Origin of the sequence: Kitasatospora sp. NPDC051164 (genome assembly GCF_044455625.1) — a bacterium.
Lineage (GTDB): Bacteria > Actinomycetota > Actinomycetes > Streptomycetales > Streptomycetaceae > Kitasatospora.
In genome coordinates this window covers 66224-90461 of sequence record NZ_JBITFB010000012.1, presented here as the reverse complement: position 1 = coordinate 90461, position 24238 = coordinate 66224, and the positions used below count along the sequence as shown (strand labels likewise).

Here is a 24238-nt window from a genome sequence, read left to right as displayed (position 1 = left end):
ATGTCCCAACCATAACCCAACACATAGACTTAAGCAATTATGGAGTGGCGGGGATGGGCACCAGGAAGAACTCCTGCCCGTCCTCCGTGGCCAAGCGGATGGGCCGGTCCGGCAGTGCACCGAACACCGCCTCCGCCACGGCCGCCGACGCACTGCCGGGGCCCAGGGCAGGCCCGAGGGCCGAGCGGATCGCCGCCAGGGTGTCTGCCGACACGGGCGCCTTCAGCGGCGCGGCCTTGGCCTCCGCCGCGCACGCCTCAAGCTCCCCGTCGTCAGCGCTCGCATCCAGGCCCCGGCGGCGGGCAATGGCGGCCACCGTCGTGGCGAGCGCCGCGCGGTTGTGCCAGCGGCACAGCTCCCCGGGGGTCCCCACAGGGTGCAGGTGTCGGGCGGTACCGATCGAGGCCTTCTTCACTCGTCCTCCGTTGCGGGAAAGGGGCCGGGCTGACGCCGAGTGGCCAAGTTGGGGGCCGGGCCACACCGGCCCCCAACTTCACGGTCACAGATAGGCGCTGACCATCTGCGCGAACTCGTCCGGACCGATGACGGGGATGCCCAGCTGCTCCGCCTTCGCCTTCTTCGAGCCGGCCTTATCCCCGGCGACGACCAGGCTGGTGCTCTTCGAGACGCTGGACCCGGACCGGCCCCCCGCCTTCTCGATCAGCTCGTTCATGTCGTTGCGCGACAGCAGTCCGAGGCGGCCACCCATCGAACCCGTCACCACGACCGTCTTCCCGGCCAGCGGCAGCGCCGCTCCCGAGTCCTGGCCGGAGCCGGAGATGTCGGCCGCCGGGGCGCTGTCCTGCGGTCCGCCGAGGTTGACGCCCGCCGCCGCCAACTTGGCGATCACCGGCTCCAGCTCCGCCAGCTCGGCCAACATCCAGGCCGCCTTCTCCGAGCCGATCCCCTCGACCTGGCGCAGCTCGGCGGCCGACGCGGCCTGGATGGCGGCCATGCTGCCGAAGAAGTCGGCGACCCGTCGGGACATGCTGCGCCCGGTCCCCCGGACCCCCAGGGCGCAGAACAGCCGGGCGAGGGGCCGCTGCTTCGCTGCGGCGAGACGGTCCAGGATCTTGGCGGCTGTCTTCTCGCTGCCGGTCGCCGTGGTGAGCTGCCCCAGCGTGAGGGTGAACAGGTCGGCGACATCCTGCACCGCCTCCCGCGCGACCAGCTGCGCGACGACCTTCGGCCCGATCCCCTGGATGTCCAGGACATCGCGCTGCACGGCGTAGGTGATGGACGCCGCGAGGTTGCACGCACGGCCCTTCAGGCACCTCCAACGCTCCTGGCTCTTGTCAATCTCGCCTCCGCAGCCCGGGCAGACCGTGGGCAGCTCGATCGGCTTCTCCTGGCCGGTGCGCGCCGAGGTGACGGGAGCGAGGATCTGCGGGATCACGTCGCCGGCCCTGCGGAGTACGACGCGGTCGCCGATGCGCAGCCCCAACCGCGCGATCATGCCGGGGTTGTGGAGCGTCGCGAACTGCACCGTCACGCCCTCGATCTCGACCGGCAGGACCTCGCCACGCGGAGCGATGTTGCCCGTGCGCCCGGTGGTCCAGGTGGCCGCGGTAAGCGTCGAAATCACCTCCAACGCGGGCAGCTTGAATGCGACCGCCCACCGGGGCGCGCGCGAGCCGGAGCCTGCGACGGCCTGGTCCTGCGGGTGGTCGGCCTTGATGACGATGCCGTCGATCCCGACCGGGAGGTCTGCTCGCTGCGCGGCGACCTTCTCGACATACGCCTGGATGTCCTTGATGAGCGGTGAGGTCAGCGTGCCGACCGGGGTGTCGTCCACGGCCTGGACCCCGAGGCTGCCCAGGGCCTTCATCAGCTCGGTGTGGGTCATCTCCTCGCGAATCAGCCCGCCCGCCTCGCCGTCGGCTGCGGGCAGCAGGCCGTATCCGTAGAAGCTGAGGGGGATGGTGTAGTTCCGGCCGGTCGCGCGGAGCGAGCCCGAGGCGGCGTTGCGGGGGTTGGAGAAGGGGTCCTCGCCGTGGGTGACGCGGATGCGGTTCGCTTCCTCGAAGCGGGACTGGAGCAGGACCACTTCACCGCGGACCTCGATCGAGACCGGCATGTCCAGCTCGACCGGCAGGCCGTCGATGGTGCCGATGGCGTGCGAGACGTCCTCCCCGGTCGTGCCGGTGCCCCGGGTGACGAGCTGGACGAGCTTGCCCTCGCGGTAGTGCGCCGCGACCGCCAACCCGTCGATCTTCGGCCCCGCGTGGAACCCGCGCGGCTCGCTGCCCAGCCGCTTGCCCAGGGACTCGGCCCAGTGGACCAGTTCCTCGGCGTCGAAGACGTTGTCGAGGGAGAGCATGGGGGTCGCGTGTGCGACCGCGCCGTCGGGCAGAGACCCGGCGGCGACCAAGGCGGTGGGCGAGTCAGCCGCGCGCTGGTCCGGATACTTCTGCTCGTAGGAGGCGATGGCCTTCATGAGGCGGTCGTAGGCCGCGTCGTCCATCTGCGCGTCACCTCCGCCGTGGTACGCGGCGGCGGCGCTCCGGACCTGGTCCAAGGCGCGGAGGTAGACGTCCTTGTCGGTGATGGGAGCTGGGGAGTTCGGCATGTTCCTGTCCTTCTTGCCGGTGGTGATGACGACCGCTCCGTCGTCGGAGCGGTGTTGCCCGGCTGCCGTCGCGGGACGCGAGGTGGATGCCGGGCACGGAGTTCGGCCGCATTGAGCGGCGACAGTTCAAACCATAACTCCACTCATAGAGTTAAGCAACTATCTTGACTCCCCTCACTGTCCGGCGCTCGCGAAGCGGGCGGCCGAGCCGCGGTGGCGAAGTGCCGCAGGTCTTCCGCGCCGGCGCGTGCAGCGGCCCCTGGGGCCGGCGGCGGGGCGGGCCGAAGTGCGCAGTGCAGCCCCCGACGGACCGTTGGAAGGTCGCCGGGGGCGGTGAGCCTGGGCCTCGTCATGCTGTCAGCTGCCGATCCGGCCTCTGGTGTGCTTCGAACGAGCGGAGGATCGTGACGTCGTGGTCGGCCAGCACCTGCGCGTACGCGCCGCTGTCGCGCACGTAGCGGTTGATATCTGGTTCGTCGATGGAGTGCGCGGTCCAGCAGAGCATGTGATTGCGGCCCGAGGTGCGCTCGTCGGAGCAGATCTTGCGTGCATCGGCTTCACTCGTCCGCCAGAGCACCCGCCGGTGGGTGGCGTTCGAGTTCTTGGAGGCGATGAAGACCACCACTTGCGCGGTCATGCGGAGTTCCGATCGCATGTGGACGCCCTGCACGGCTCGGCCGGCGCGGCGGTATGGGATTGAGCGTGCTATCGACGCCCACCATCTGGGTGCTGGTGCGCCGGGCGCTCGAAGGTGACTGGCTCGCGGCCTTCTGCGTCGCCTACAGGCGGGAGGGCCGCCTCGCGCCTGCTACGGGGGCGTGGCCTCGAAGGTGCCGGTGGAGAGGTTCACGGTCAGGTTCGAGTTGTGCTTCGGCCGGTTAAGGCGGGAGTAGAGCGCGAGGAGGTTCCGGAACCTGGCGTCCAGCTCCGGGGGCGTGTCGTCGGGCTGCTCCGGGGCCTCGTACTGCCACTCCTGGCCATCTGCTCCCTGGAGCCAGAGCGTCTCCTCATCCCAGCACACGCCCTCGGGGCCGTCCGAGCTGGTCACGAACTCGACGCTGACCGCCGCGCCGCCGGCCTGCCCAGGGCAGCGGGCGCACATGGCGCGCAATACCTGGAGCAGCTCCTGTTCCAGCCGGTGCTCCGCCGCGTCCCGCAGCCAGGTGCCGAGTTCGTAGAGCTCGTCTCGGGTCATCAGTGGGAGCAGAGGGCTCATCTGTTCCTTGGTCAGCATCGCCCTGGTGAGCCGAACACCCGGCTCCACGGCGGCGTCCGGCCTGAGACCGGAGGCGTCTGAGGGTCGGCTAGTTCGGCCGTTGGCGGTCACGGTGCGGCCGTCATTCATGATCGTTTTCTTCTTCCGGACGGGGTACGGGTGCGCAGCGGAACGAGACGGGCACGGCTCGGCGTCCCATGGACGGCTTGTCTGGACTGGCCGGGGCGCCGTTGGCCACCGGCGACGAGGGGCTGGCTACTGTCGCCGGTCGGCCACCTTCTTCCGGGCGCTGACCTCCGGGCACGTGCAGCGCCATCGCTGGTGCGAACCGAAGTCGTGTTCGTTCAGGTCCTTGAGGTCCACGTGGCAGCACGTCGTGCGGCCCAGAAGGCGATCCGCCTCCTTGATGTAGTGGACGATCGGATCGCGACCGAGCTTCGCGCGTACCTCGGCTGCCTTCTCTGCGGCCCTCCTCCCGATCGCGTGCACGGCATCCCGCTCTGCCTGGGAGCTGTAGGGGAAGTACGGATTACGGAGGTTGGCCTTCACCCTCGCGCGCACGGTTTGCTGACCTTCGAAAGCGCCCGGTGTCTGGGGATGGGGCCTGCGTGCCGAACTCATCGTCATCTCCTCATGTGGCGGCCGGGGCCGCGCGGTGCTCACGCACGCGCTCCCGGGTGGGGTTCAGGCGTGCAGCGGGACGAAGAGGACGGGGCTCGGTGTCCCGTAGGGCTGCTCGTCGTCGGCGATTTCGATCAGGGTGTCCGCCACGAACGTCCGGTCGAAGTCGGGGGCCTCGACCGTGACGTGGGGGCCGTAGTGGAGTGTTGCGCCGTAGGTGTTCCACGCCGGCCCGTCGTCGTAGTCGTTGGTCACGATGAACGTGACCGCGCTCGGCAGCGGGTGCTCCGGGTGGTCCGCAAAGAACTCGATCAGAGCGTCGCGGAGGTCCACGCGCAGCTCCTCCGGAACCTGGGGGTACACATCGTGGGCAGGGCCCTGGGGCGCGGGGAAGGCGCGCAGCGCGGCGGCGAGTTCCGCCGGAAGGACCTGAAGGGCCGTGGCGCCGTGGCCCGGCCGAAGGGCCTTGGGTGTGGTCGCCGGGGCGCTGAAGGCGCGCTTCAGGTCGTCTTCGGCGGCGCGGAGTACTGCGTCCTGGGCGTGACGCGCGGAGTCGGACAGGGTCTTGGGCATCGTTGGGCTCCAAGTCGGGTAGGGCGCTTCGGCAGGCGAGCAGCGGCTGACGGTTCAGCGGGGCCGCGCTGGTGTCGCCGACCGCCCGGAGCGTTGCCCGGTGGTCGGCGGAGGGGTTATGAGTAGCGGTGTTGCGGGTCTGGCGGGTGCTGTTCACCGAGTCCGCTGTTGCGCGGCCCGAGCCCGCAGTTCGGCGATGAGCCGGTCACGCCCGGGCCACCAGGACGCGAAGAAGGTCTCGGTGTTGGACTTGAGCTGCGCCTTGAGCTGGTCGGTCAGGCTCTCCGTCCAGATTTGAGCCACGTCGGCGAGCCAGTCGATGGCGGGACCGGAGTTCGCCACCTCGCTCGCGTACCCGTCCTTGAGGAAGGCGGCATGCACGCGCACCCGGCGAGTGACCGGCAGCTGGTACGTGCGGCCGTTGTCCAGGGACACCTCGGTCGCCATGAAGGCGATCCGCTTGGTCGCGGTGACTGTCCCTTCGGCGATGTGGTCCTGAACGGGGTGGTCGCCGTACACCTTGAAGCTCACGGGATAGCCCGGGGCGAGAGCGGAGGCGGTGGCGGCTATGTAGGACATGTCACTCCTGGAGGCGAAAGGGGCCGGATCGGCGGAGCATCTCGCCCGCCGCGACTTAAACTATACGCACACTCATGGAGTTAAGCAATACTCTTCGGGTAGGGCTCCGCCTTCAGCGCGATGACGATGCGCGACCGCTCGGCCCGGGTACGACCCACAGCTAGGACGTACCGGAAGTTGCCGGGGTGAGATACCGGGCGCGCTCCGAGGTGCTCCAGGGCCCTGGGCAGCCACTGTGCCGGGGATTCGCCGGCCGTGCGCGGCGGCGCTCCGAGGGAGACGAGTCGGCCTTCCACCCCTGCGGCCCCGGGCTCGGGCACGCGGCTGGTCAGCTTCGCCCGGGACCGAGCCGTCAGGACGGTGCCGTCCGGCAGCAGCGTGTGCGTTCGCCGCGTCCCGCGTCCGGTGAACCGGAAGTTGCAGCTCTGGTACACGATGCCGAGGTGCCCGTTGGAAATGATCATCTCTCCGCTCGGGGTGCGCCGTGACCTGGGCACCGGGTCGGAGAACCACCCCCCCGGATGCCGCGCTCGGCGGCCTTCTTCATCGCGGCCGCGATGAAGAAGCTCTCGCCGTTGGCGGCCACGTCGTCAGTGAGGGCCAGGCGCGAGATCTCCGCGCTCTCGTAATACACGGCTTTCTGCGCACCGGGCGTGGTCGTCGTCGCAGGTCACATCGTGCGCAACCTGTGAGTTGATGCATTGATGGACTGGGGAGGCCTCCCGGCTGTGCTCCGATCTCAGGATTCCAGCCGTGGGTGTCAGCGCCGGTGACTAGCGTGAGGGGGTGCCCGCCCGCGCGTTGAGAGGACTTCCCGATGTCGGAGACCGTTCTGCCCGCCCCTGCACGACTGAGCCCGGTGCGGGATGACCACGCCTGGCCCTTTCCACTCATCAGCGGGGCCCTGTCGCACGTGCGGCTGCGGGTGTGGCCGACGAAGGACGGCGGCCCGTTGGCCATCGCCACAGACCTGATGCTCGGCGCCGGCCTGGTCAACGACGCCGAGGCCCTGTGCCGGGCCGTGATCCGCGAGTTCGGTCAGAACGCGGTCGTGGTGCGGCACTTCCCGGCCTGGTCGATGCTCGCCATCGACGGGGAGGATACGTTCCACAAGCTGACCCTCGACGAGAGGGGCACGGCGCACAGCCACACCTGCACTCGCGAGGTCCTGGGTGCCCTCGGGCCGTCGGTCCTCGGCTTTCCCGGTGACACACCTCCCGCTGCCGCCGGGGTCGGCGCGGCGGTGGTGCCGCCGCAAAGCGTGCACGTGGCCCGGATTCTGGCCGCGCTGCTGCGGCTGACGGACACCCGGGTGATCGAGCGGCGCCCGGACGGCTATCCCACCCGCAAGGCTCCGGTCACCCAGGCGGACCTGAGCCCGCTCAGCCACGTCAAGCTCGGCGTCGCGGCGCTTCAAGGGTTGTCGCACTTCTTGGGTGAGGCCGACGTGGACGAGTTCGAGACCGCGGCCGGGGCGAAGCGGGACAAGAAGCTCGCGAAGATCGTGGAAACGCTCCAAGAACAGGCGTGGGAGCTCGCGGTCCTCGGGGATGAGATGGCTGCTGAGCAGCGCGAACGCGCGTGAACATGTACGAGGCGCCGGGGACGCGACTGGACGCTGGGCAGACCCGCCTTCACCTGCGGCACCTCGGCTGGGCATGCCGTCGATGAAGATCGCCGGATTCGTCGTCCGGCGGGCGAGGTTGATACTCGGTCTGCGCTCTTCCGTGGCTCGGCGGCAGCGGCGCTGTCCCGGCATCTGCGGTCGTGTCGCACCCTTTCGATACGCTCCGACGTGCAGCTTCAGCTTGTCACCAGCACCGGCGGGTGGCTCCGGCGGATTGGGGGTTCGGCCCCGCTCCGCTCGGGTTGACGGTCGACGGCCCCCAAGGCCGTCCTATTGTTCGGAGGAATCGCCAGAGTGACGTCCCGGCCCACTCCGCTGACGACCGGCGAGTTCCTCAAGAAGCGCGCCCAGGACCAGGAACGTCGCGAGCTGCGCGGCGCGGATGAGGCCGCTCTTCGTCGGCTGGCCGACCGCGAGTTCAGCCGCCTGCTGTCGCGGGCGTGCGCGGACGGCCTGTTCCCCGAGGCGTTTGTTGTCGAGCTGACCCGGCGCGCTGAGGCGGGCCGGCTGAAGACTCGCGACCTGCGAGCCCTGCTGCTGGACAGTACGGCGACGCATGTCGCGCTGCTGCCGGCGCGGGCGGCGGCGTGGACCGCGTTGACCCGGGCCCCCGAGCGCGCCACCGCTGTGCTCACCTCGCAGTCCCAGGCCGCGGAGGCGGTCTTCGTGCTGCGCGAGTTGCCTGCCAGGGACGGGCTGGGGCGTTTCGGGGCGCAGGCCGGCTGGCGCGCTCCGGCCGGATTCGTGCACGGCATCGCGGCCTGGGCTGAGCAGCGGAAGGCGGCCCAGCACCGGGCAGCGGTGAGCTTGCTCGGTCACCTGAGCGCGGTTCAGCCGGTGGTGCAGGAGTCCGGTGACGGGCCGCAGTGGGAGCCGGTCGGGGACGCCGCCTCCGCCGCGGTGCCGGCCATGCTCTCCGCGGAGGGCTTTCGCGCGCAGCTCCAGCAGGCGTGCGCGCAGAGCGAGGTAGCGCCGGTCCTGGTCACCGAGATCGCCGCGCGGGCCCGGGCCGGGGTGCTGGATCCCCGCGACCTGCACGCGGTGCTGTTCGAGGCGAAGGCACCGCAGTGGGAGCCCGCCCGTCGGGCGATCATCGAATCGGTGGCCAGGGGCGGGGGGTCGGCGCCGGCGGTCCTCAACCTTCACGCGGCGGCGGTCGGAGCGCCCACGCCGGTCTACGAGGACACCGTCATCCACGGGGAAAGCCAGGAGACGACGCGGTTTCGGGCGAGCGCGTCCTACGACCCCGGCAGCGGAGTCCTGCGCGCGGACAGCGGACCGGAGCGGTCGAAGAAGCACGCCCGGCGTTCGGCCGCCGTGGCGGTCCTGGCCGAGCTGGCCGGGCTGCCGCTGCCGGAGCCTGCGGCCGAGCCGGAGGAAGAGAGGTCTGTGGGACCGCTGCCGCTCGGCAAGAATCCGATCAGCGCGTTGAACGAGTTCACGCAGATCGCGTTGATCACGGACTTGATCTTTGAGGTCTCACCCGGCGTGAGCGGCAAGCAGCCGCTGTTCACCTGCCGGGTCTCCTGCCGCCTCGGCACCCGGGAGCTGGAGGCCGGCGGCAGCGGGCTGAGCAAGAGCGCTGCCCGGGAGCAGGCGGCCCGCGCGCTGCTAGCCCAGATCGCCGCCGATGGCGAACCCCAGCCCCGGACGCCGGTCCAGGCGGTGGCTGTCATCAAGCCGCTGCCAGCGGGCAAGGACCCCCTCGGGGTGCTGAACTCCTTGCAGCAGACCGGCCAGATCACGGACCTCGAACCGGACTACTCGACCACCGGCGCGGCGCACCGCCCCGTCTTCCACTGCACCCTGTCGTGCCGGCACCAGGGCGCGCTCGTCCAGGCGCAGGGGCGCGCCGCGAACAAGCGGGCCTCCTACCAGGACGCGGCGCGAGCGCTGATCGCCCGGCTCTCCTTGATGCCGGCCGGCCCGGCCGCCCAAAGGGCCGCCGCCGCGGCCCAGGAGGATCCGGCGGCTGAAGCTCCGTTCGTGCCGCACCAGCGCGCGGTGCCCGGGGCCGCGCCGGGGACTCCCGGCGAGACACTGGCCGCCGTACGGCTGCTAGAGGTCGTGCTGCGGTCCGGCGCCGCGCTGACCGCAGACCTGTCCGGCAGTGCGGCCCGGCTGCTGGTCTTCCACCCGGACGGAAGCCCGCTGCCGCACGAGGACCCGCCGGCGCCGTTGCGAACCGAAACGGTCGAACTGGTCCTGCCCGGTATGGGCGTCGGGGTCCAGGCCGTGCCCGTTGTGGTGTGGCCGGTGCCGCTGCGGCTGCTGGCAGGAGTCCTGGCCCGCCTTGGCGACGGTAGCCTGCACGAAAGCGTGCAGTGCTGGCAGGCTCTCACCCGCCTGGCCCTGCACGCCATCGCGGACGAGCGCGTCTACCCGGGTACCGACCCGGCGGGGCGCGACGCCTGGCGCCTGGGTCCGCTCACCACGCAGCAGCGCGCCACCGCTGCCGAGCTGGCCCAGGCGATGCCCCCGTACGCGCACTGCGTGCCCGCGGCCCGCACCCCCTACCGGCTGTGGGCGCCGCGCCTGGTTGTGCGTCAGCTTCTCGACGCCCTGGCCGACGCGGTGGTACGCGGACCTGGGACCGCGCACGCGCTCGGCTCCGCCCCGTACACGGTCTCCTCACCCCGCCAGCAGAGTCCGGCGCTGGTGGCGTGGACGGACCAGATCGACGCACGAGTCGACCAGGCCCCGCCGCTAGGCCTGGTCGTGACGATCAAGCCGCCTCCGGCGAACAGCCCGCCCGACACCGAGCTGCTGTGGGCGGTGCTGCGGATCAAGACCACCTCGCCCGCCGGCGAGACCCGCATCATCGACGCCGCTCAGTACCTGCCCGAACAGGCCGCTGACCCCGTCCGGCTGGAGCGGGTGCGCCGGGCCCTGCGTACCGCAGCCCGCGTCTGGCCGCCACTGCAGCGCCTGCTGGAGCAAGAGCGGCCTGCCCGTTTCACGCTGCGCGCAGCCGAGGCCGCGCTGCTGCTCGGCGAGATCGGGCAGGACGTGGCCCGGGCCGGGATCGAGATCGTGTGGCCCGAGCAGTGGGCCCGCGCCCTGGGCGTGCGCACCGTGATCGGCACCCGCTCCACCGGCGGCGAGGCCGAGCACGGCTTCAGCCTGGACAACGTCCTGGACTTCCGCTGGCAGCTGACCGTCGACGGGGACAGCCTGACCGACGCGGAGATGGACGCCCTCGCCGCGGCCGGCCAACCCCTGGTGTACATGCGCCAGCGCTGGCTGCTGGTCACCGCCCTGACCGCCCGCCGGGCCGCGCACCGCGACCTCGGCACGCTGCCCGCCGCAGAGGCACTGACCGCCGCCCTGACCGGCAGCGTCACCGTGGACGGCGAACCGGTGGCCTGCGAGCCGACCGACGCGCTCGCGGACCTGGTGGAGTTCCTTCGCGTCGGCTCCCACCAGCCCGTCCCCGTCCCCACCGACCTCAAGGCGACGCTGCGCGACTACCAGGTGCGGGGCCTTGCGTGGCTGGCTAACACCACCCGGCTGGGCTTCGGCGCGACCCTGGCCGATGACATGGGCACCGGCAAGAGCATCACCGCGATCGCCCTGCACCTGCACCGCCGCGAGCAGGCCGCCCCCACGGCGCCGACCCTGATCGTCTGCCCCGCCTCGATGCTCGCCACCTGGGAGCGCGAGATCGCCCGCTTCGCCCCGGGGACCGCGACGCTGCGCTTCCACGGCGACGGCCGCACGCTCGCCCCGATGACCGCCGATACGGTCGTGATCACCACCTACGGCACCCTGCGCCGCGACGCCGACACCCTGGCCGCCCACGCCTGGGGCTTGGTCGTCGCCGACGAAGCCCAGCACGCCAAGAACCACCGCTCCCAGACCGCCCAGCAGCTGCGCCGGCTGACCGCGAAGGCCCGCGTCGCCCTGACCGGCACCCCGGTCGAAAACGACCTCATGGAAGCCTGGTCGGTCCTGGACTGGACCAATCCCGGCCTGTTCGGCACCGCCCGCGCCTTCAACGACCGCTACGCCCGCCCCATCGCGAACGACCCGGAAGGCGACGACGCCCGCCGCCTGGCCCGCGTGCTCAGCCCCTTCATGCTCCGCCGCCGCAAGAGCGACCCGCACATCCTCAAGGAACTGCCCGCCAAGGTCACCACCCGCCGCTACACCACTCTCACCCGCGAGCAGGTCGCCCTCTACGAGGCCGTCGCCCGCGACACCCTGGCACAGATCCGCGCGGCCAAGCCCGGCGAGCGCCGCGCCCTGGTCCTGACCCTGCTCACGCAGCTGCGCCAGATCTGCAACACCCCGGCCCACTACCTGCACGAGACCCCGGAACCCGACGGCTACGACATCGACGCCCAGCGGCTGCGCTCGGGGAAGCTGGGCGCCGTCGACGAACTGCTCGGCCAGATCACCGCGGCCGGCGAGTCGGCGCTGGTGTTCACCAACTACGCGGCCATGGGCCGACTGCTGGTGACGCACCTTCAAGCCCAGGGCATCGACCCGCTGTTCCTGCACGGCCAGGTCCCGCCCGGCCGGGCGCGGCAGGACCTCGTCGACGCCTTCCAGGCCCGCCGCCACCCGGTCATGATCCTCACGGTGAAGGCCGGCGGCACCGGCCTGACCCTGACCGAGGCCGGGCACGTCATCATGTTCGACCGGCCCTGGAACCCCGCCGTCGAGACCCAGGCCATCGACCGGGCCCACCGGATCGGCCAGACCCGCGCCCTGGAAGTCCACCTGATGCAGACGGAGTTGACGATCGAGGACCGCATCGACGCGCTCCTGGAACGCAAACGCGCCGTGGCCGACGCCGTCCTGGCCAGCGGGGAGACCGCGCTCGCCGACCTGTCGGACGCCGAACTCGCCGACCTCATCGCACTGGGAGCACGCTAGTGTCCGACACCGACACCGACACCGACACCGCGGCGTGGGCCGCGGCCTGGGAGACGGCCCACAACCAGGCCACCGGCAGCCCCGCCACCCTCGTCGAGGGCTACAACGTGTACCTCGCCGGAGGCGTCCCCAGCCAGATGGAATCCAGCATCGGGCGGATCAGCGCGGTCATCACCCCCCGCCACAGCGAACCCGCCCGCGCCACCATCCGCATCACCACCCTCAGCCGAGACGAGGAGCAGGCCCTCATCGCCGCCCTGGCCCGCAGCCGCCACAAGGCCGCCTTGCTGAAGGGCCGGCTGCCCGCCGCGCTTGCCGACCCCGAGCAGAGCGGCGACGTCCCCCTCGCACCCACCGCCGCCCAGCTGAGCTACACCTGCGACTGCCATCAGGCCCCCTGCCAGCACACCGCTGCCCTCGGCCACGCCGTCACCCAGCGCCTGCACGCCAACCCCTCCCTCCTGGCCACCCTGCGCGGCCTGCCCCACCGCCGCCTGTCCGACCTGCTCAACCCCCAGCCCACCCCGACCGTCGCCCCGGCGCCCGCGAAGAACAACCCGCCCGCACCGTCCCGCCGCCCGGAAGGCCCCTACATCGCCGCCCACCAGGCCTACCAGCACTGGAACAACGCCCCCACTACCCCATCGCCCCACAGCGAACCGGGCTCCGACGGGCCGGCCGCCCCCGAGCGGTTCGCGCAGATGGCCCTGCCCGAACCGCCCTCGCCCGCACCGTGCCTGAACCGGCTGCACCGCCTCGCCACCCAGGCCGCGGCCCAGGCCCAGCAGCTCCTCGGCCACACCACCCTCCTCGAGACAGACCCCGTCGCCGACGCGGTGCGCATGATCGCCGCCCTCCCAGCGGGAGAACAGGACGAGGATGTCGCCTACCGGCTCGACCTCGAACCACCCGAGCTCCGCCGACTACTCGCGGCCCACGCACTGGCCGGCACCGCGGGCGTCCACACCGCCCAACACCCCTACACCGACGACCCGGCCGTCCTCCAACAGGCCGCCGCCGCCATCGCCCCGCTGCGCCCCGACGCGACCACGCCGCTGACCTGCGCCGACAACAGAGTCACCGACCCAAGCACCGACCTGGAGATCCGCCACGGCCACGACGGCCACTGGTACACCTTCGCCGGGACCGGCCACGCCTGGCAGCTAATCGCCGCCCCAGCCGCCGACCCGGCCGGCGCCTACCGCAACGCGCTCGCCGCCCTCCACACCCGCACCCGCCCCGGCCGCTGAACCGGTCAGCCGCTGCCGCACCACGCAGGCGGTCTTGCGCAACCTCTCGACCAGCCTGAAGAGTTGACCAATGAGCGACATCGAACCGCCGCCAGTCGGCCTGTTTCCGACGATCAGCTTCGACCCGCCCAACGGGGCGTCCAGCCCGCCCGGCGAGGCCGAAGCCACCCCGTTTTTCCCCGCGCTCAGCCTCGAGCCCACGTTCGGCCCCCGTGATCCGTGGGCGGAAGCCGTGCACACGTTCGACAAGCTCCGCGCCGACATCCGCAAGCTGCCCCAGCACAAGCAGCCAGCAGCGTGGGGATGCCTCCTGACGCACGTGCGGGCCGCCCGGGCCGAGATCCTTGGCCCGCCAGACGAGTGACCGACGGTACTTGGCGCGCTTGTCAGCTTGCGTGACCGCTCTTGTGCAGCGCGGCGCCCGCACGGAAGCGGATCCGTCCGCAGCGCTCCTTGACTTCCTCCGTTGCGTCATCGGGGCAGCAGCAGTGCCGGGCCAGCCACGCCAGGTCATCTGGGGCCACCCAGAGCGCCACGCGGCCACGGTCGGCCTCTGCCTGGGGATTCGTCGGCTCGATCTTGGACATGGCGCGACGCTATCCGACACGCCGGCGGTGCGGTCCTGGAGAGCTGGCGGCGGCCGTGCGGCGGGGGCAGACGCCTTCCCCACGGGCCCTACGCTGGTCGGCGTGGCAGACATCAGAAACACCCAGGGGTTCAAGGCCCTCGCCGCCCAGACGGAGGCCGAACTCCTCACCCGCGGCCTGGACGTCGTATCCGTCGCGGTGCACAACGTCCTCGCGCACAACGTAGCGATGGTGGCCGAACGCCTGGGCATCCAGCCACGCTCGGCCCTGCGCTACGTCGAGCCCGCCGCAGTCGCCGACCAGATCGCCAAGGCCAGCGCCCAGGACACCGAAGGCGCCCACACTGTCCACGGGGTCCGCCCGGTCCGAATCGACGACCGCTCCGTGCCTGTGCCCCGCTGGGTCTGCTCACGCCCGCTGATGGCCCTGTCCCAAGCGATCAAGTACGCCTCGAACAACGACGACTCCCGCACCGTCCAGCACGCGGGCGACCTCCTCTTCGAGATCGCCCTGGCGATCGGCGCGGACCCCGATAGCGAGAGCGCTGACCTCCCCGTCGGCGTCCTGGACGAGACCGCCAGCATCCTCGAGCACGTGGCCCAGCACATCGAGGCCAGCGGGTGGAGCGTGTGTCCGTGCAGCGAAGACCACGGCCAGCGCGGCCTCGACGCGAAGATCCCCGCCACCCTGCGCGGCGACGCCGACCTGGTCCGGAGGATCCGCGCCAAGATCGGCAGCTAGCCGGCACGTCGCTCCTCGCCCGTCCGCCCACGGCAATCCCCGCTCAGGCGAGGTGGCCCTCGCTCATCTCATCGCGGCTCCCTGGTGGCTCATTGCCGCCCATCACGCCCGCCCCGCACGCCGCCGGTGGTGCGCCGGTAGGATCGGCGCAGGGCAACTCGCGCCGCGCCCGACGTCCAGCCCCCGGCGCCCACGCCGCAACGGGGCATTGAGGCCAAGAGTCTGAGACTCGCGCGGAGAGCTTGGCATGCCGTGATGTCCTCCATCGACGGCCGCAGAGCGTGGGACCGCCGGCCGGAGAAGGAATGCGACACCGATGACCAACATCAGCAAGCGCGAGTTCGACCGCGCGGTCCGCGAGTACCAGCAGCAGCACCCGGGCACCAGCCTCTCCGCGGCCCGCCGTGCCGTCGAACGCCAAGCCGACCAGCCCGCGCCGATGCCCCGGCGCCTGGCCCTCGTCCCCGCTCCGCACGACGGAGAGATGATGTCCCCGTGGGTGGACCGCGTCGCCGCGGCCAACCAGGTCGGCCGGCACCAGATGATGGAGCTCCTCGGCCTGGAGCCGACCCGCTCCGCCGCCGAGCGGCTGCGCCAGCTCACCGAGGACATGCCGGACCGCACCGCTGAGCGCCTGTGCGCGGCCACGGGGCTGACGCCCGAGCACGTCCGGGCCATGACCGCGAACCCCGTCGAGGTGCTGCCGTTCGACGACATCGTCGAATATGTCCGCACCGAACTGGAACGGGAGCGCACCAGCGCCCAAGCTCAGGGGCTTCCCGTCGCGGCCGGCTGGTCCCTGCCGTTCACCGGGACGCAGATCACCCGGCTCGGCGGCGCGCAGACGCTGAAAACGGCGGCCAAGAACGCCGCCCGCCGACTGCGGATCAGCGTCCGGGTCACCATCTACGGCCGCGACGGAGATCCGCAGCAGCTCGTCGCCGTCAACAACCAGGGCCCGTACAAGACCCCGCAGCGCACCCCGCAGGACACGGCGGCCGCGGCGGCGTTCATGCCCGCCCCGGACACCGGCCCGAGCGGCGCCGCGTGCGACTGCGGCCGGGGCTACTGCCTGAGCGGGAGCGCGACGGAGTACGCCCGGTCACCGTGGCCCGAGCCGGTGTGGAACTCGATCCGGCGCGACACGGACCTGCGGACCCTTCCTGAGGAATACCGCAGGCGCAGCGGCATGCATCTGCTGTTCGCGCGACTCGACCGCCACTCCATCGACGACTACGACGACGTCCTGGACCTCACCCCGTTCCTGGTGGGAGCCGACCTCGGTCCGCTTGCCGACGTGCAGGTGTACGCGACGAACGCCCGCGGAAAGTACCGGGGCTCGTCGCACGGGGCCTTGTGCCGGCACGCGGACACCCAGGACGGTGCCGGCTACGGCCCGCTTCCCTCCGAGCGCCACGAGATCCTGACCCTGGCCGAACTCATCGACATCCTCCGCCCGCTGCAGCGGACCCGGCGCGCCGAGGACCTTCACCGGGACCAGGATCTGGAAGGCCGCTGGTGCGTCTACTGCCACGGCTACTCGGTACGCCGCTTCACCACCGCCGAGCAGTGCTCCCACTACCGGACCGCCCACGAGCGCTGGTTGCGGAGCCCGGCCCAGGACGAGCCGGCGACCGGACCGCTGGCCCGCGACCCGATGCTGGACGTACTGACCCTGGCCGAGAGCGCCCTGCAGTCGCCCGGTGTCCAGCGGATCTTCGACGCCCACGACCGGGAACTGGAGCAGCAGGCTCAGCAGGCCTTGGACATCGCCTGTCCGCACTGCTCCGCTGCTCCCGGCAGCGACTGCACCGACAGCAGCGGACGCCCAACTCTGACGCATCGGCGACGCCGGATGGCGGCTGACCGCGCCCGCAGCAGTCAGTAGGCGCCTCGGGCGAGGCGGGCCGCCAGGCGGTCGCGTTCTCCTCGTGCCGTCAGATGGCGGCCGTCCGCTGGCCGACCGCGGTCGCCGCCACCGCTCGCGCCAGCAGATGCTGGGCGCGCTCGAGATCGAATGAGGAGGTGTCGAACCCGTCTGCGGGTTCGACACCGGCCCACTCCATCGTCTCTGCGTACTCGGGATGGCCCGGGTCGGCGAGAACATCCTTCAGGTGGGCGTAGCCGTGCGTGCCGCCGCAGTCCTCGGGCGGGCAGGCCCCGTGCCCGGCCAGGAGCCTCGGATAGGCATCGTCGGGCTCGGCGGCCAGCTGGCGCTCGCAGGTGAGGGTGTGCTGCCAGTGGTCGCCGAAGTCGTACAGGTAGTCCAGGTGTCCGCCGGCGCTGACCAACTGGCCGAGGGTGACGGTGTCCTCGTCACGAAACCCGAGTTCGGGGTCCGGCTCGCCGTAGGTGGTGCCGCGGGCGGTGAAGGAGTGCAGGTGCGCGTCGTCCCAGCCCATCACGGCCTGGATGACATGGTGGAGCCGGCCGAGGCGGATCGCGGCGGGCACCTGAACGCGGCGCCACACCTCGGGTTCGGTGACGTCGTCGAGGCCGATCCGGATCTGCAGCACCGCATCGCCCGGCAGTGCCTCGCCGCGCTGCCGGCGCAGCGCCGAACGGCCGGGATCGGTGAGCGCGACGGTGTCGTCGTCCTCGTCGAGCACGACGACACCGAGCGTGGCGTAGGCGCGCAGGATCTCGGCGACGTCGTGGTCGGTCATGCGCCGCCAGGAGGCCACGCGTTCGGCGGGCTCGCGGGTGAAGTCGAAGGTGCTGGTCAGCATCTCCCACGCGGCCACGCCCAACGCCTCCACCCGCACAGCCGGGGAAGCGGCGAGAAGGCGGTCGCCGAGAACCGAGAGGCCGTCCGTGTAGGCCTCGTGGAGAGGGGAGTTGAAGCCGCCGCGGTCCAGCAGGACCGGCCCCAGCCGTGGCACGGCGGTGAACAGCGCCTGCCACAGCCCTTGCAGATCCTCGGCCAGGCGGGCGTTCTTCTTCACCGGGACCAGCCGGCCGTGGACGGTGCGCACCAGCCCGGCCGTCCGCGCCCACCCCAGCAGGAGCTGCAGGCCGGGCAGTTCGGCGCTGGAGCGGGTCCGCGTCCTCACCGACCCGATCAGCGGATCGAACTCGTCACCGGTGTCGAGGACGGTGACCAGATGGCGAGCGTCGGCGAGGGGTAGCTGCCCGGTCCCGGTCAACCGGCGCCCCGACGCCACCCAGTGCAACAGGTCCCGCGTCTGCCGGACGGCCTTCGACTCCTCCGCGCTCACGTGCCTGCCTCTCCCGTTCTCGTTCTGCCACAGCCGTCACGGTTGTCAGGGTGTGCGTGCCCACGAGGGACCGCGCGTACGCCCGAGGACCGCCCCACGCCCGGGTGAATCATCCCGCGACCCCGGCTGGCCGGGCCGCCACCGCTGGCAGCTCATCTCCGTTCCCCGCCGAGGTCCGGGCCCGCTCCGCGCCCGGACCTACCCATCGCATGCGTGAGCCGACGGCTTGCAATACCAGCCGGCGGCACCACGTCTTGCCCCCGCCCCGTCGGGTGAACCCGCCCCTGGTCGACGGCTTCAGAGCCCGGGCGGGAGGATCATCGCGTCGTAGAGCGGGGATTCGGGGGCGTGCTTGATCTGGCCGGTGACCTGGTAGCCCCAGCGAGGGTAGGCGCTGCGAGCCGGCTCGTTGTCGGTGATGCAGGTCAGCGTCGTCCACGGCTCGCTGCGGCCGGCGACCATCGCGTCGTGGAGGGATCGGCCGATGCCCCGGTTGCCGAAGGCGGGCAGCACCATCAGCTCCCGCAGCCAGAACACCTGCTCGGCCTCGGCGGCGGCCTGGGCCTCTCCGGGGCGTTGGTCGCCGAGCGAGACCCACCAGGGCTTGTCAGCGGCGAGGGTGACGCCGTGGACGTAGCCCACCAGCTGGCCGGTGTCGGCGAGGTGGGCGGTGACGACTTCGAAGCCGGGCATGTCGAAGGCGGCGTGGATGCGGTCGGCATAGGTATTGGTGGAGAAGAAGGGATCGCCGCGGTAGGGCTCGGCGTCGTAGACCTCGGAGTAGACATCGACCAGGTCGTCGGCGATGGCCTTGGAGGCGGCCGGGGTGTGACGGCTGAGGTCGAGTTGGGGCATGACGGGCACGGGTTCTCCAGGCGGGCGTGCTAGGCGATGTGGTGGTCGAGCAGCTCAATGGTGTCGCGGGCCTGCGGGTGATCGCGGTGGTGGTGGAGGCTGTCGCGGACCAGGGTGAGCTGGCGGCGGTTGCGGGCCGAGGTCATGCCGCTGCTGATCAGCCGGACCGACTCGGTGGCTGCGGCGACGGTGCGGTCCAGGTCGCGGTCCTGGACAGCGGCGATGGAGAGCTTGGCCAGGCACATGCCTCGGTTGCGGGAATGCTCGACGTCCTGGAGCGCGGCGGAGCGTTCGAGGTTGCGCACAGCTCGCTTGTGCTGGCCCAAGTCCAGGCGGCACATACCTTCGAGGCAGACTAGTTCGGCCTCGTTGAGGAAGCCGGTCCACTCCGGGTCGCGGTCGTCGGTGCCGCGGTCGAAGTACTTCCAGGCCCGGCGGATGGCGGCCGTGCAGTTCATCTCGTCGCCCATCGCCGCGTAGCCCTGGGCCTGGCGGATGGCGAGCAGGGCGGAAACTCGCGGTGTGGCGTCCCAGTCGTTGGCGTGGCTCTGAGCGATGCGGGCGAAGCGGACGGCTTCGCGGGGCTTGCCCAGGTCGACGGCCTGGCGGGCCATGTTGGACAGGGTGCGGGTGGCGAGTGCTTCGTCTCCGGCGAGCATCGCCGTGTTGAGGGCCTCACTGAAGTACATGCGGGCAGCGGGCTGGCGGTCAGCGTCGTAGCAGAACCAGCCGAGTGATGTCGTGAGCTGGCCGGCGATGCCGTGCAGTTCCTGACCGATGTCCTCGCTGTAGGTCGCATGGTCGATTAGCTGGTGGACCCGCTGGAGGTGGGAGTGCGCGACGCGCCACAGACGGTCGCCGCCGAACTGCTGGTCGATGGCGTCCAGGTCAGCGGCTGTGGCGTGCAGTTCGTCGATCTCGTCGCGGCCGATGCGGGTGCCGGGGACTCCGGTCGCGGCAGCGGCGGAAGGAGTGGGCGCGAGCCAGGGCAGGCCGATGACGGCTGCGGCGGCGCTGAGGGCTTGTCGGCGGTTCACGGGGTCGATGATTTCCAACCCGGCTGCGGTCTCGTCAACTTGGAGATCAACGGGCGGCTGGAAGCCGAGGTGCTCGGGGCCGCGGCCGAAGGCGGCCCGCAGCGCGGTGGCCCGGTCCGGTCTTGGCCATGCCGGGTTCGCGGCCTCCCAGCGCCGGTAGGTGCGTACGCCGACGTAGAAATCGGGATTGCGTAACGCGTCGCGGCCCGCGTCGCTGATGCCCTCGGCGGCGGTCTCCTGGGAGAACCAGCCCTTGGCCACCCGCGCGGCGAACAGCTTCTCGTTGCCCGGAGTCCTCACCTTGCCCCCTGCGCACTTCACCGCCAGCCGATGTGACTCACCGTAGGGGTCAGCGGGACACCGTGTGCACCCGCTGGCCCGAAATCCACCCTCCCCACGCAAGAGCGGCCGGTCTGTGGCCGGTCTGTGGCCGCTTGATGCCCTGGTACCGCCGGTCCAGGGGCGCGATGGTGAGGGCGTCGGCCTTGCCGTGGAGTGGACACGACGTCACGCCTTGGCGAGCGGCCGGCCTTCGACCCGCTGCCCGGCCCGAGACCCCCGTTACGGCCGGGCAGCGGCACCAGTCCCTGCCTGGAGACGCGCCGTGTCCTCAACCCCAGCCCCCGCCGCCCTTGCCGCCGCCGACCAGACGCTGCCGATACGGACGCCCGGCGGCGGGGACCGCCACACCCGCACCGTCCACCGCGGCGACCGCCGTGAGGCCGCAGCGTCGCCGGCTCCGGCCGCCCGCCTGCTGGCGCCGCGCTTCGACGAGGGCTCGCTGTGGTCCCCGGACTTCGCCGACGACGAGGACGGGAAGACGTCGTGAGGACCTTCGGCGCGCGCTGGTTCCTGGCGTCCACTCCGGCCACGGTTGGTGTCGCGCGGCACCGGGCGGTCGCACAACTCCGCGCCTGGGGATACCAGTTCGACCCGGACACGGCTTCGACGCTGGCGCTCCTGGTCAGCGAGGTGGTCACCAACGCTGTCCTCCACGGCAAAGGCGACTTCCTCACCATCGCCGTCGTCGCCCGCGGTGAGGAGGTCTTCGTCGAAGTCCTCGACGCGTCCAACGTGGCCCCGTCTCCGCGCGCAGCGGCGCCCGGCGACGAAGGCGGCAGGGGGATGTTCCTCGTTGAAGCGCTGGCCTCGGCCTGGGGCATCCAGCCCACCCCCAGGGGCAAGGCCGTGTGGCTGACCTACACCCTGCCCGAGCAGCCCGTTCCCGCCCGCGGACGGCGCAGAGCCGACCTGCTCGCCCAGCTCATCCGCCGGGCCCGCCCCCGGATCTACGTCGGGATGAGTCCGGCTCCGGCGGCGCACCCCTGAGCCGCGCGCACGGCTCGTACGACGCTCGACCCAGCCGGTACAACCCGGCTGCGACCCCTCCTCTCGCCCGCTGCCCAAGGGAGTGCCCATGCACGACGTGATCGCTTCTCCGTTCCTGGACGGCCATGTGGCCGTCCGGCCCGGCCGGCGCGAAGGCCTGCGCATCGGCGCGGGCCGGTACCGGGAGCTCCTGGACGCGCCGCCGCGGGCCACGGTGCCCGAATGGCTCGCGAAGGCGGCCCGCAACGCCTGGGGCGTGGCCCTGGACGGACGACAGCTCCACGGGACGGTCCTGGTCCGCCAGCCCTCCGCGCTCGGCTACGGCCGCGCGTCGTGGGAGATCAACAAGGGCTGTGACTACGAGTGCGAGCACTGCTACCTGGGCCTGAAGAACTTCGAGGGGCTGGCCTGGGAGGACAAGATCAAGATGCTGAACGTCGTCCGGGACTCCGGCGCCCTGTGGTTCCAGATCACCGGTGGGGAGCCGCTGATCGACCGCGACTTCCCGGCCGCGTACCAGTACGCGAACGAGCTCGGGCTGATGGTGTCGATCGCCAGCAACGGCAGCCAGCTGTCCAAGCCGGTCATCCAGGGGCTCTTCGCCCGCCACCGCCCCTACCTGATCGCCGTCAGCGTCTACGGCGCCACCGCCGCCTCCTACGACGGCATGACCCGCAACCGGGGCGCGTTCGACCGGTTCACCAAGGGCCTGGAAGCCTCCCGCGACGCGGGCCTGCCCCTCAAGCTGAACATCGTGGTCTCCGAGCGCAACGCGGGCGAGATCCCGCAGATGCAGGCGCTGGCCGACCGGTACGGCTTCCCGCACCACGTCTTTACCACGATGAGCCCGACCATTGAAGGCGGCGGCGAGCGGATGGGCACCCAGGCCGCCGACTACGTCATGCCACGCAAGCCGTTCCAGGGCTGCAACGCCGGGCACACCTTCTTCCACGCCGACCCCTGGGGGAAGGCCTCGATCTGCAAGGTCGGCCGCGACCCCCAATTCGACCTGATCACCGACGGCGTCGACGGCCTGCGCCAACTGGGCGACGTCGCCGACTCCCTCCAGCTTCGCACCGGCGGATGCTCCGGCTGCGCGCTGTCCGGCACCTGCTTCACCTGCCGGCCGCTGGCCAAGCTCTACCAGGAGGCGAAGGCCCCGCTCAACACCTACTGCCAGCACGAAGGGAGGTAGACCCATGCCGGTACCCGTAGCGCTTACGCTCACCGAGCGGCCCCTTGAGGACGAGGAGGTCGTGTTCGTCGGCGACCTGGACGAAGTCCTGGAGGTCGTCATGTGCTCCTGCTCGTCGAGTGATTCCCAGCCGTACTAGCACCTCCGGTGGTGCCCCGGCCCAGGCCGGGGCACCACCCGCCGCCTTCCTGGAGTCCAGCAGTGTCGATGACCCGCCTCGCCTGGCACCACCTCCCACCTGCCGCCCGCGCCGCGGTCCAGGAGCACACCGGCCCGTTCCTGACCACCGCAGACGCGCCCACCGGAGCGAACTCCGGCGTCGCGGTGAAGGCCCTGACCGCCTCCGGCGAGGTGTTCATCAAGGGCATCCCCGTCGACCACCGCCAGGTCAAGACGCAGCTGCGCGAGGCCGCCGTCAATCCGCACCTGCCGAAGTCCTCCCCGCGACTGCTGTGGCACCTGCAGGCCGGCGGCTGGGACCTGCTCGGCTTCGAGGCGATCGAGGGCCACCTCGCCGACTTCGCCCCCGGCAGCCCCGACCTGCCCCTGGTCGTCGATGCGCTGACGGAACTCGCCCGCACCCCCTGTCCGGACATCCCGCTGCTGAGCTTCTCCGAGCGCTTCGCGGGCTACAGCGACACCCTGGAGCTGTTCGCCGGCAACGCGCTCCTGCACACCGACATGGCCCCGCACAACGTCCTGGTCGACCACACCGCCCACCTCATCGACTGGGCGTGGCCCACCCGTGGCCCGGCGTGGGCCGACCCGGCCGTGTGGGCCGTGCGCCTCATCGACGCCGGACATTCCCCTGCGCAGGCCGAACAGTGGGCCAGCCGGCTGCCGGCCTTCGAAGCCGCGAAGCCCAAGGTCCTCCTCGCCTTCGCCGAGGCCAACGCCCGCTACTGGCAGGAGGTCCACGCCCAGGCGCCAGCGGCGTCGTGGACACGGTCCATGGCCGCCTCCGCCCTCGCCTGGCGCGACCACCGGCGCGACGACCCCGCGGTCGGGCCGTGACCGTCCCACCCATGGACCCCGGCTTGATCAGCGGCCTCCTGAACGAGATCACCGAGGCCGCCGGCCGGCCGACGCCGGCCCGGCTTCCGCTGCGCGTCTGGTCCATGTCAGGCGTCGAGCGGCTGACCTACCCGGACGGCACCACCGCCGTCCTGAAGTACGCGCGCGAGCCGTTCACCGGTGAGGACCGGATACTGCAGGCCGCAGCCCGGGCCGGCGTCCCGGCGCCCCGCGTGCTCGGCTCAGCCTACGGCGGTGGCCTTCTCGTGATGGTGCTCGAAGACCTCGGCGACCCGCAGCGCGAGGTCACCGACGTCGAAGCCGCCACAGCCGCCGTGCTCTTGCACGCAGCCGCCCCACCGCCGTCACTCCCGACGCTGGATCAGAGCGCCTTGGCAGCCCTGCCCACAAAAGCTCTCGGCCACCTTCAGCGACTGCGAGCCGCCGGCCGCTGGGCGGACGGAACTGACGACCTGACCGACTATCTGCGCGCTCTTGAACAGGCTGCCACGAGGCGAGCGACGAACGCTCACGCCGCCCCGTTCGGCTGGGTCCACTCAGAGTTCCACCCGACGAGCCTGCACATCGGCCCGCGGGGCTGGCATTTGCTGGACTTCGCCCACTCCTTCGCCGGGCCGGGCCTGCTCGACCTCGCGTCCTGGCAAGGACTCACCCTCAGGCGGCCCCCAGACCCGGACCGCCTGCGCGAGCTCATTCACGACTACGTCGCCGCGGGCGGCCCCCACGACGCGCTCGCCCACCGTGGAGGGCTGCCCCCGGAGAAATGGAGCCTGGGATGGCTTCGGATCTGGGCAGTTGAGTGGTTCCTCGAACAAGCACACCGATGGATCAACGACCCGGCCAGGGACCCCGGGTCCATCAAGGTGGTCCGCCGCCACCTGGCGTCGGCGGTCAACCTCCTCGGCGTGTGAAGACCACCCGCCCT

Annotated in this window: 24 protein-coding genes; 12 read left to right on the top strand and 12 right to left on the bottom strand. The window is 71.5% G+C overall.

Annotated features, from left to right (window positions below; genetic code table 11):
* Nucleotides 1-37: 37 nt before the first annotated feature.
* The 8 genes from ACIBEC_RS19235 to ACIBEC_RS19200 all read right to left on the bottom strand — a co-directional run bounded on the left by ACIBEC_RS19235 (nucleotide 38) and on the right by ACIBEC_RS19200 (nucleotide 6022).
* Nucleotides 38-415: a hypothetical protein gene (locus ACIBEC_RS19235; protein ID WP_396288061.1), complete on the bottom strand. Its 378-nt coding sequence runs from the start codon at nucleotides 413-415 to the stop codon at nucleotides 38-40.
* A gap of 84 nt (nucleotides 416-499) precedes the next feature.
* On the bottom strand, nucleotides 500-2569 hold the full coding sequence (ligA, locus tag ACIBEC_RS19230; protein ID WP_396288060.1) for an NAD-dependent DNA ligase LigA: 2070 nt from the start codon (nucleotides 2567-2569) through the stop codon (nucleotides 500-502).
* A gap of 349 nt (nucleotides 2570-2918) precedes the next feature.
* The gene (locus ACIBEC_RS19225; protein ID WP_396288059.1) at nucleotides 2919-3206 is read right to left on the bottom strand and encodes a hypothetical protein; all 288 of its coding nucleotides are present in this window, start codon (nucleotides 3204-3206) and stop codon (nucleotides 2919-2921) included.
* A gap of 171 nt (nucleotides 3207-3377) precedes the next feature.
* Entirely contained in the window at nucleotides 3378-3764 is a 387-nt protein-coding gene (locus ACIBEC_RS19220; protein WP_396288058.1) for a hypothetical protein, read from the bottom strand.
* 276 nt (nucleotides 3765-4040) lie between these two features.
* Nucleotides 4041-4406 carry a hypothetical protein gene (locus ACIBEC_RS19215; protein WP_396288057.1) on the bottom strand — a complete coding sequence of 122 codons (366 nt, stop codon included), beginning with the start codon at nucleotides 4404-4406 and terminating at the stop codon, nucleotides 4041-4043.
* A gap of 63 nt (nucleotides 4407-4469) precedes the next feature.
* Entirely contained in the window at nucleotides 4470-4979 is a 510-nt protein-coding gene (locus ACIBEC_RS19210) for a hypothetical protein (protein ID WP_396288056.1), read from the bottom strand.
* A 153-nt stretch (nucleotides 4980-5132) separates the two neighbouring features.
* Nucleotides 5133-5558: a hypothetical protein gene (locus tag ACIBEC_RS19205; RefSeq protein ID WP_396288055.1), complete on the bottom strand. Its 426-nt coding sequence runs from the start codon at nucleotides 5556-5558 to the stop codon at nucleotides 5133-5135.
* A gap of 80 nt (nucleotides 5559-5638) precedes the next feature.
* Nucleotides 5639-6022, bottom strand: a complete 384-nt coding sequence (locus ACIBEC_RS19200; RefSeq protein ID WP_396288054.1) for a hypothetical protein — start codon at nucleotides 6020-6022, stop codon at nucleotides 5639-5641.
* 449 nt (nucleotides 6023-6471) lie between these two features.
* Here ACIBEC_RS19200 and ACIBEC_RS19195 point away from each other — a divergent pair, with 449 nt between their 5' ends.
* The 4 genes from ACIBEC_RS19195 to ACIBEC_RS19180 all read left to right on the top strand — a co-directional run bounded on the left by ACIBEC_RS19195 (nucleotide 6472) and on the right by ACIBEC_RS19180 (nucleotide 13680).
* Entirely contained in the window at nucleotides 6472-7143 is a 672-nt protein-coding gene (locus ACIBEC_RS19195) for a hypothetical protein (RefSeq protein ID WP_396288053.1), read from the top strand.
* 336 nt (nucleotides 7144-7479) lie between these two features.
* Nucleotides 7480-12066, top strand: coding sequence for an SNF2-related protein (locus ACIBEC_RS19190; RefSeq protein ID WP_396288052.1), 4587 nt, complete (start codon nucleotides 7480-7482; stop codon nucleotides 12064-12066).
* The gene (locus tag ACIBEC_RS19185; protein ID WP_396288051.1) at nucleotides 12066-13316 is read left to right on the top strand and encodes a hypothetical protein; all 1251 of its coding nucleotides are present in this window, start codon (nucleotides 12066-12068) and stop codon (nucleotides 13314-13316) included. The genes ACIBEC_RS19190 and ACIBEC_RS19185 overlap by 1 nt, the downstream gene beginning before the upstream one ends.
* A gap of 70 nt (nucleotides 13317-13386) precedes the next feature.
* The gene (locus ACIBEC_RS19180) at nucleotides 13387-13680 is read left to right on the top strand and encodes a hypothetical protein (protein WP_396288050.1); all 294 of its coding nucleotides are present in this window, start codon (nucleotides 13387-13389) and stop codon (nucleotides 13678-13680) included.
* A 22-nt stretch (nucleotides 13681-13702) separates the two neighbouring features.
* Here ACIBEC_RS19180 and ACIBEC_RS19175 read toward each other — a convergent pair whose 3' ends face one another.
* Entirely contained in the window at nucleotides 13703-13903 is a 201-nt protein-coding gene (locus ACIBEC_RS19175; RefSeq protein ID WP_396288049.1) for a hypothetical protein, read from the bottom strand.
* Nucleotides 13904-14005: 102 nt separating this feature from the next.
* On the opposite strand from ACIBEC_RS19175, the gene ACIBEC_RS19170 reads away from it, so the two are divergent.
* A complete protein-coding gene (locus ACIBEC_RS19170) occupies nucleotides 14006-14644 on the top strand; it encodes a hypothetical protein (protein ID WP_396288048.1) in 639 nt (212 codons plus the stop codon).
* Between the two features lie 316 nt (nucleotides 14645-14960).
* Nucleotides 14961-16532 (top strand): TniQ family protein, encoded by a 1572-nt coding sequence (locus ACIBEC_RS19165; protein ID WP_396288047.1) that lies wholly within the window; start codon nucleotides 14961-14963, stop codon nucleotides 16530-16532.
* 49 nt (nucleotides 16533-16581) lie between these two features.
* Here ACIBEC_RS19165 and ACIBEC_RS19160 read toward each other — a convergent pair whose 3' ends face one another.
* The 3 genes from ACIBEC_RS19160 to ACIBEC_RS19150 form a co-directional block, all read right to left on the bottom strand.
* A complete protein-coding gene (locus ACIBEC_RS19160; protein WP_396288046.1) occupies nucleotides 16582-17862 on the bottom strand; it encodes a plasmid pRiA4b ORF-3 family protein in 1281 nt (426 codons plus the stop codon).
* A gap of 297 nt (nucleotides 17863-18159) precedes the next feature.
* Entirely contained in the window at nucleotides 18160-18717 is a 558-nt protein-coding gene (locus tag ACIBEC_RS19155; RefSeq protein WP_396288238.1) for a GNAT family N-acetyltransferase, read from the bottom strand.
* Between the two features lie 29 nt (nucleotides 18718-18746).
* Nucleotides 18747-20054, bottom strand: a complete 1308-nt coding sequence (locus tag ACIBEC_RS19150; protein ID WP_396288045.1) for a hypothetical protein — start codon at nucleotides 20052-20054, stop codon at nucleotides 18747-18749.
* A gap of 304 nt (nucleotides 20055-20358) precedes the next feature.
* Here ACIBEC_RS19150 and ACIBEC_RS19145 point away from each other — a divergent pair, with 304 nt between their 5' ends.
* From ACIBEC_RS19145 to ACIBEC_RS19120, 6 genes are all read left to right on the top strand, one after another.
* Complete coding sequence (locus ACIBEC_RS19145; RefSeq protein WP_396288044.1) at nucleotides 20359-20583, top strand: hypothetical protein; 225 nt, start codon at nucleotides 20359-20361, stop codon at nucleotides 20581-20583.
* Entirely contained in the window at nucleotides 20580-21083 is a 504-nt protein-coding gene (locus ACIBEC_RS19140) for an ATP-binding protein (RefSeq protein ID WP_396288043.1), read from the top strand. Before ACIBEC_RS19145 ends, ACIBEC_RS19140 begins: the two co-directional genes overlap by 4 nt.
* Before the next feature lie 88 nt (nucleotides 21084-21171).
* Nucleotides 21172-22278 carry a radical SAM protein gene (locus ACIBEC_RS19135; RefSeq protein ID WP_396288042.1) on the top strand — a complete coding sequence of 369 codons (1107 nt, stop codon included), beginning with the start codon at nucleotides 21172-21174 and terminating at the stop codon, nucleotides 22276-22278.
* A gap of 4 nt (nucleotides 22279-22282) precedes the next feature.
* A complete protein-coding gene (locus tag ACIBEC_RS19130) occupies nucleotides 22283-22417 on the top strand; it encodes a hypothetical protein (protein WP_396288041.1) in 135 nt (44 codons plus the stop codon).
* A gap of 68 nt (nucleotides 22418-22485) precedes the next feature.
* Complete coding sequence (locus ACIBEC_RS19125; RefSeq protein WP_396288237.1) at nucleotides 22486-23292, top strand: aminoglycoside phosphotransferase; 807 nt, start codon at nucleotides 22486-22488, stop codon at nucleotides 23290-23292.
* 11 nt (nucleotides 23293-23303) lie between these two features.
* Nucleotides 23304-24224 (top strand): phosphotransferase family protein, encoded by a 921-nt coding sequence (locus tag ACIBEC_RS19120; RefSeq protein WP_396288040.1) that lies wholly within the window; start codon nucleotides 23304-23306, stop codon nucleotides 24222-24224.
* Nucleotides 24225-24238: the final 14 nt, after the last annotated feature.

Bases quoted from the DNA above. Each gene is read 5' to 3' on its own strand.
- ligA (WP_396288060.1), bottom strand. From the start codon at position 2,569: ATGCCGAACTCCCCAGCTCCCATCACCGACAAGGACGTCTACCTCCGC.
- ACIBEC_RS19225 (WP_396288059.1), bottom strand. From the start codon at position 3,206: ATGACCGCGCAAGTGGTGGTCTTCATCGCCTCCAAGAACTCGAACGCC.
- ACIBEC_RS19220 (WP_396288058.1), bottom strand. From the start codon at position 3,764: ATGACCCGAGACGAGCTCTACGAACTCGGCACCTGGCTGCGGGACGCG.
- ACIBEC_RS19215 (WP_396288057.1), bottom strand. From the start codon at position 4,406: ATGAGTTCGGCACGCAGGCCCCATCCCCAGACACCGGGCGCTTTCGAA.
- ACIBEC_RS19210 (WP_396288056.1), bottom strand. From the start codon at position 4,979: ATGCCCAAGACCCTGTCCGACTCCGCGCGTCACGCCCAGGACGCAGTA.
- ACIBEC_RS19205 (WP_396288055.1), bottom strand. From the start codon at position 5,558: ATGTCCTACATAGCCGCCACCGCCTCCGCTCTCGCCCCGGGCTATCCC.
- ACIBEC_RS19200 (WP_396288054.1), bottom strand. From the start codon at position 6,022: ATGATCATTTCCAACGGGCACCTCGGCATCGTGTACCAGAGCTGCAAC.
- ACIBEC_RS19180 (WP_396288050.1), top strand. From the start codon at position 13,387: ATGAGCGACATCGAACCGCCGCCAGTCGGCCTGTTTCCGACGATCAGC.
- ACIBEC_RS19175 (WP_396288049.1), bottom strand. From the start codon at position 13,903: ATGTCCAAGATCGAGCCGACGAATCCCCAGGCAGAGGCCGACCGTGGC.
- ACIBEC_RS19165 (WP_396288047.1), top strand. From the start codon at position 14,961: ATGACCAACATCAGCAAGCGCGAGTTCGACCGCGCGGTCCGCGAGTAC.
- ACIBEC_RS19155 (WP_396288238.1), bottom strand. From the start codon at position 18,717: ATGCCCCAACTCGACCTCAGCCGTCACACCCCGGCCGCCTCCAAGGCC.
- ACIBEC_RS19135 (WP_396288042.1), top strand. From the start codon at position 21,172: ATGCACGACGTGATCGCTTCTCCGTTCCTGGACGGCCATGTGGCCGTC.
- ACIBEC_RS19130 (WP_396288041.1), top strand. From the start codon at position 22,283: ATGCCGGTACCCGTAGCGCTTACGCTCACCGAGCGGCCCCTTGAGGAC.
- ACIBEC_RS19125 (WP_396288237.1), top strand. From the start codon at position 22,486: ATGACCCGCCTCGCCTGGCACCACCTCCCACCTGCCGCCCGCGCCGCG.
- ACIBEC_RS19120 (WP_396288040.1), top strand. From the start codon at position 23,304: ATGGACCCCGGCTTGATCAGCGGCCTCCTGAACGAGATCACCGAGGCC.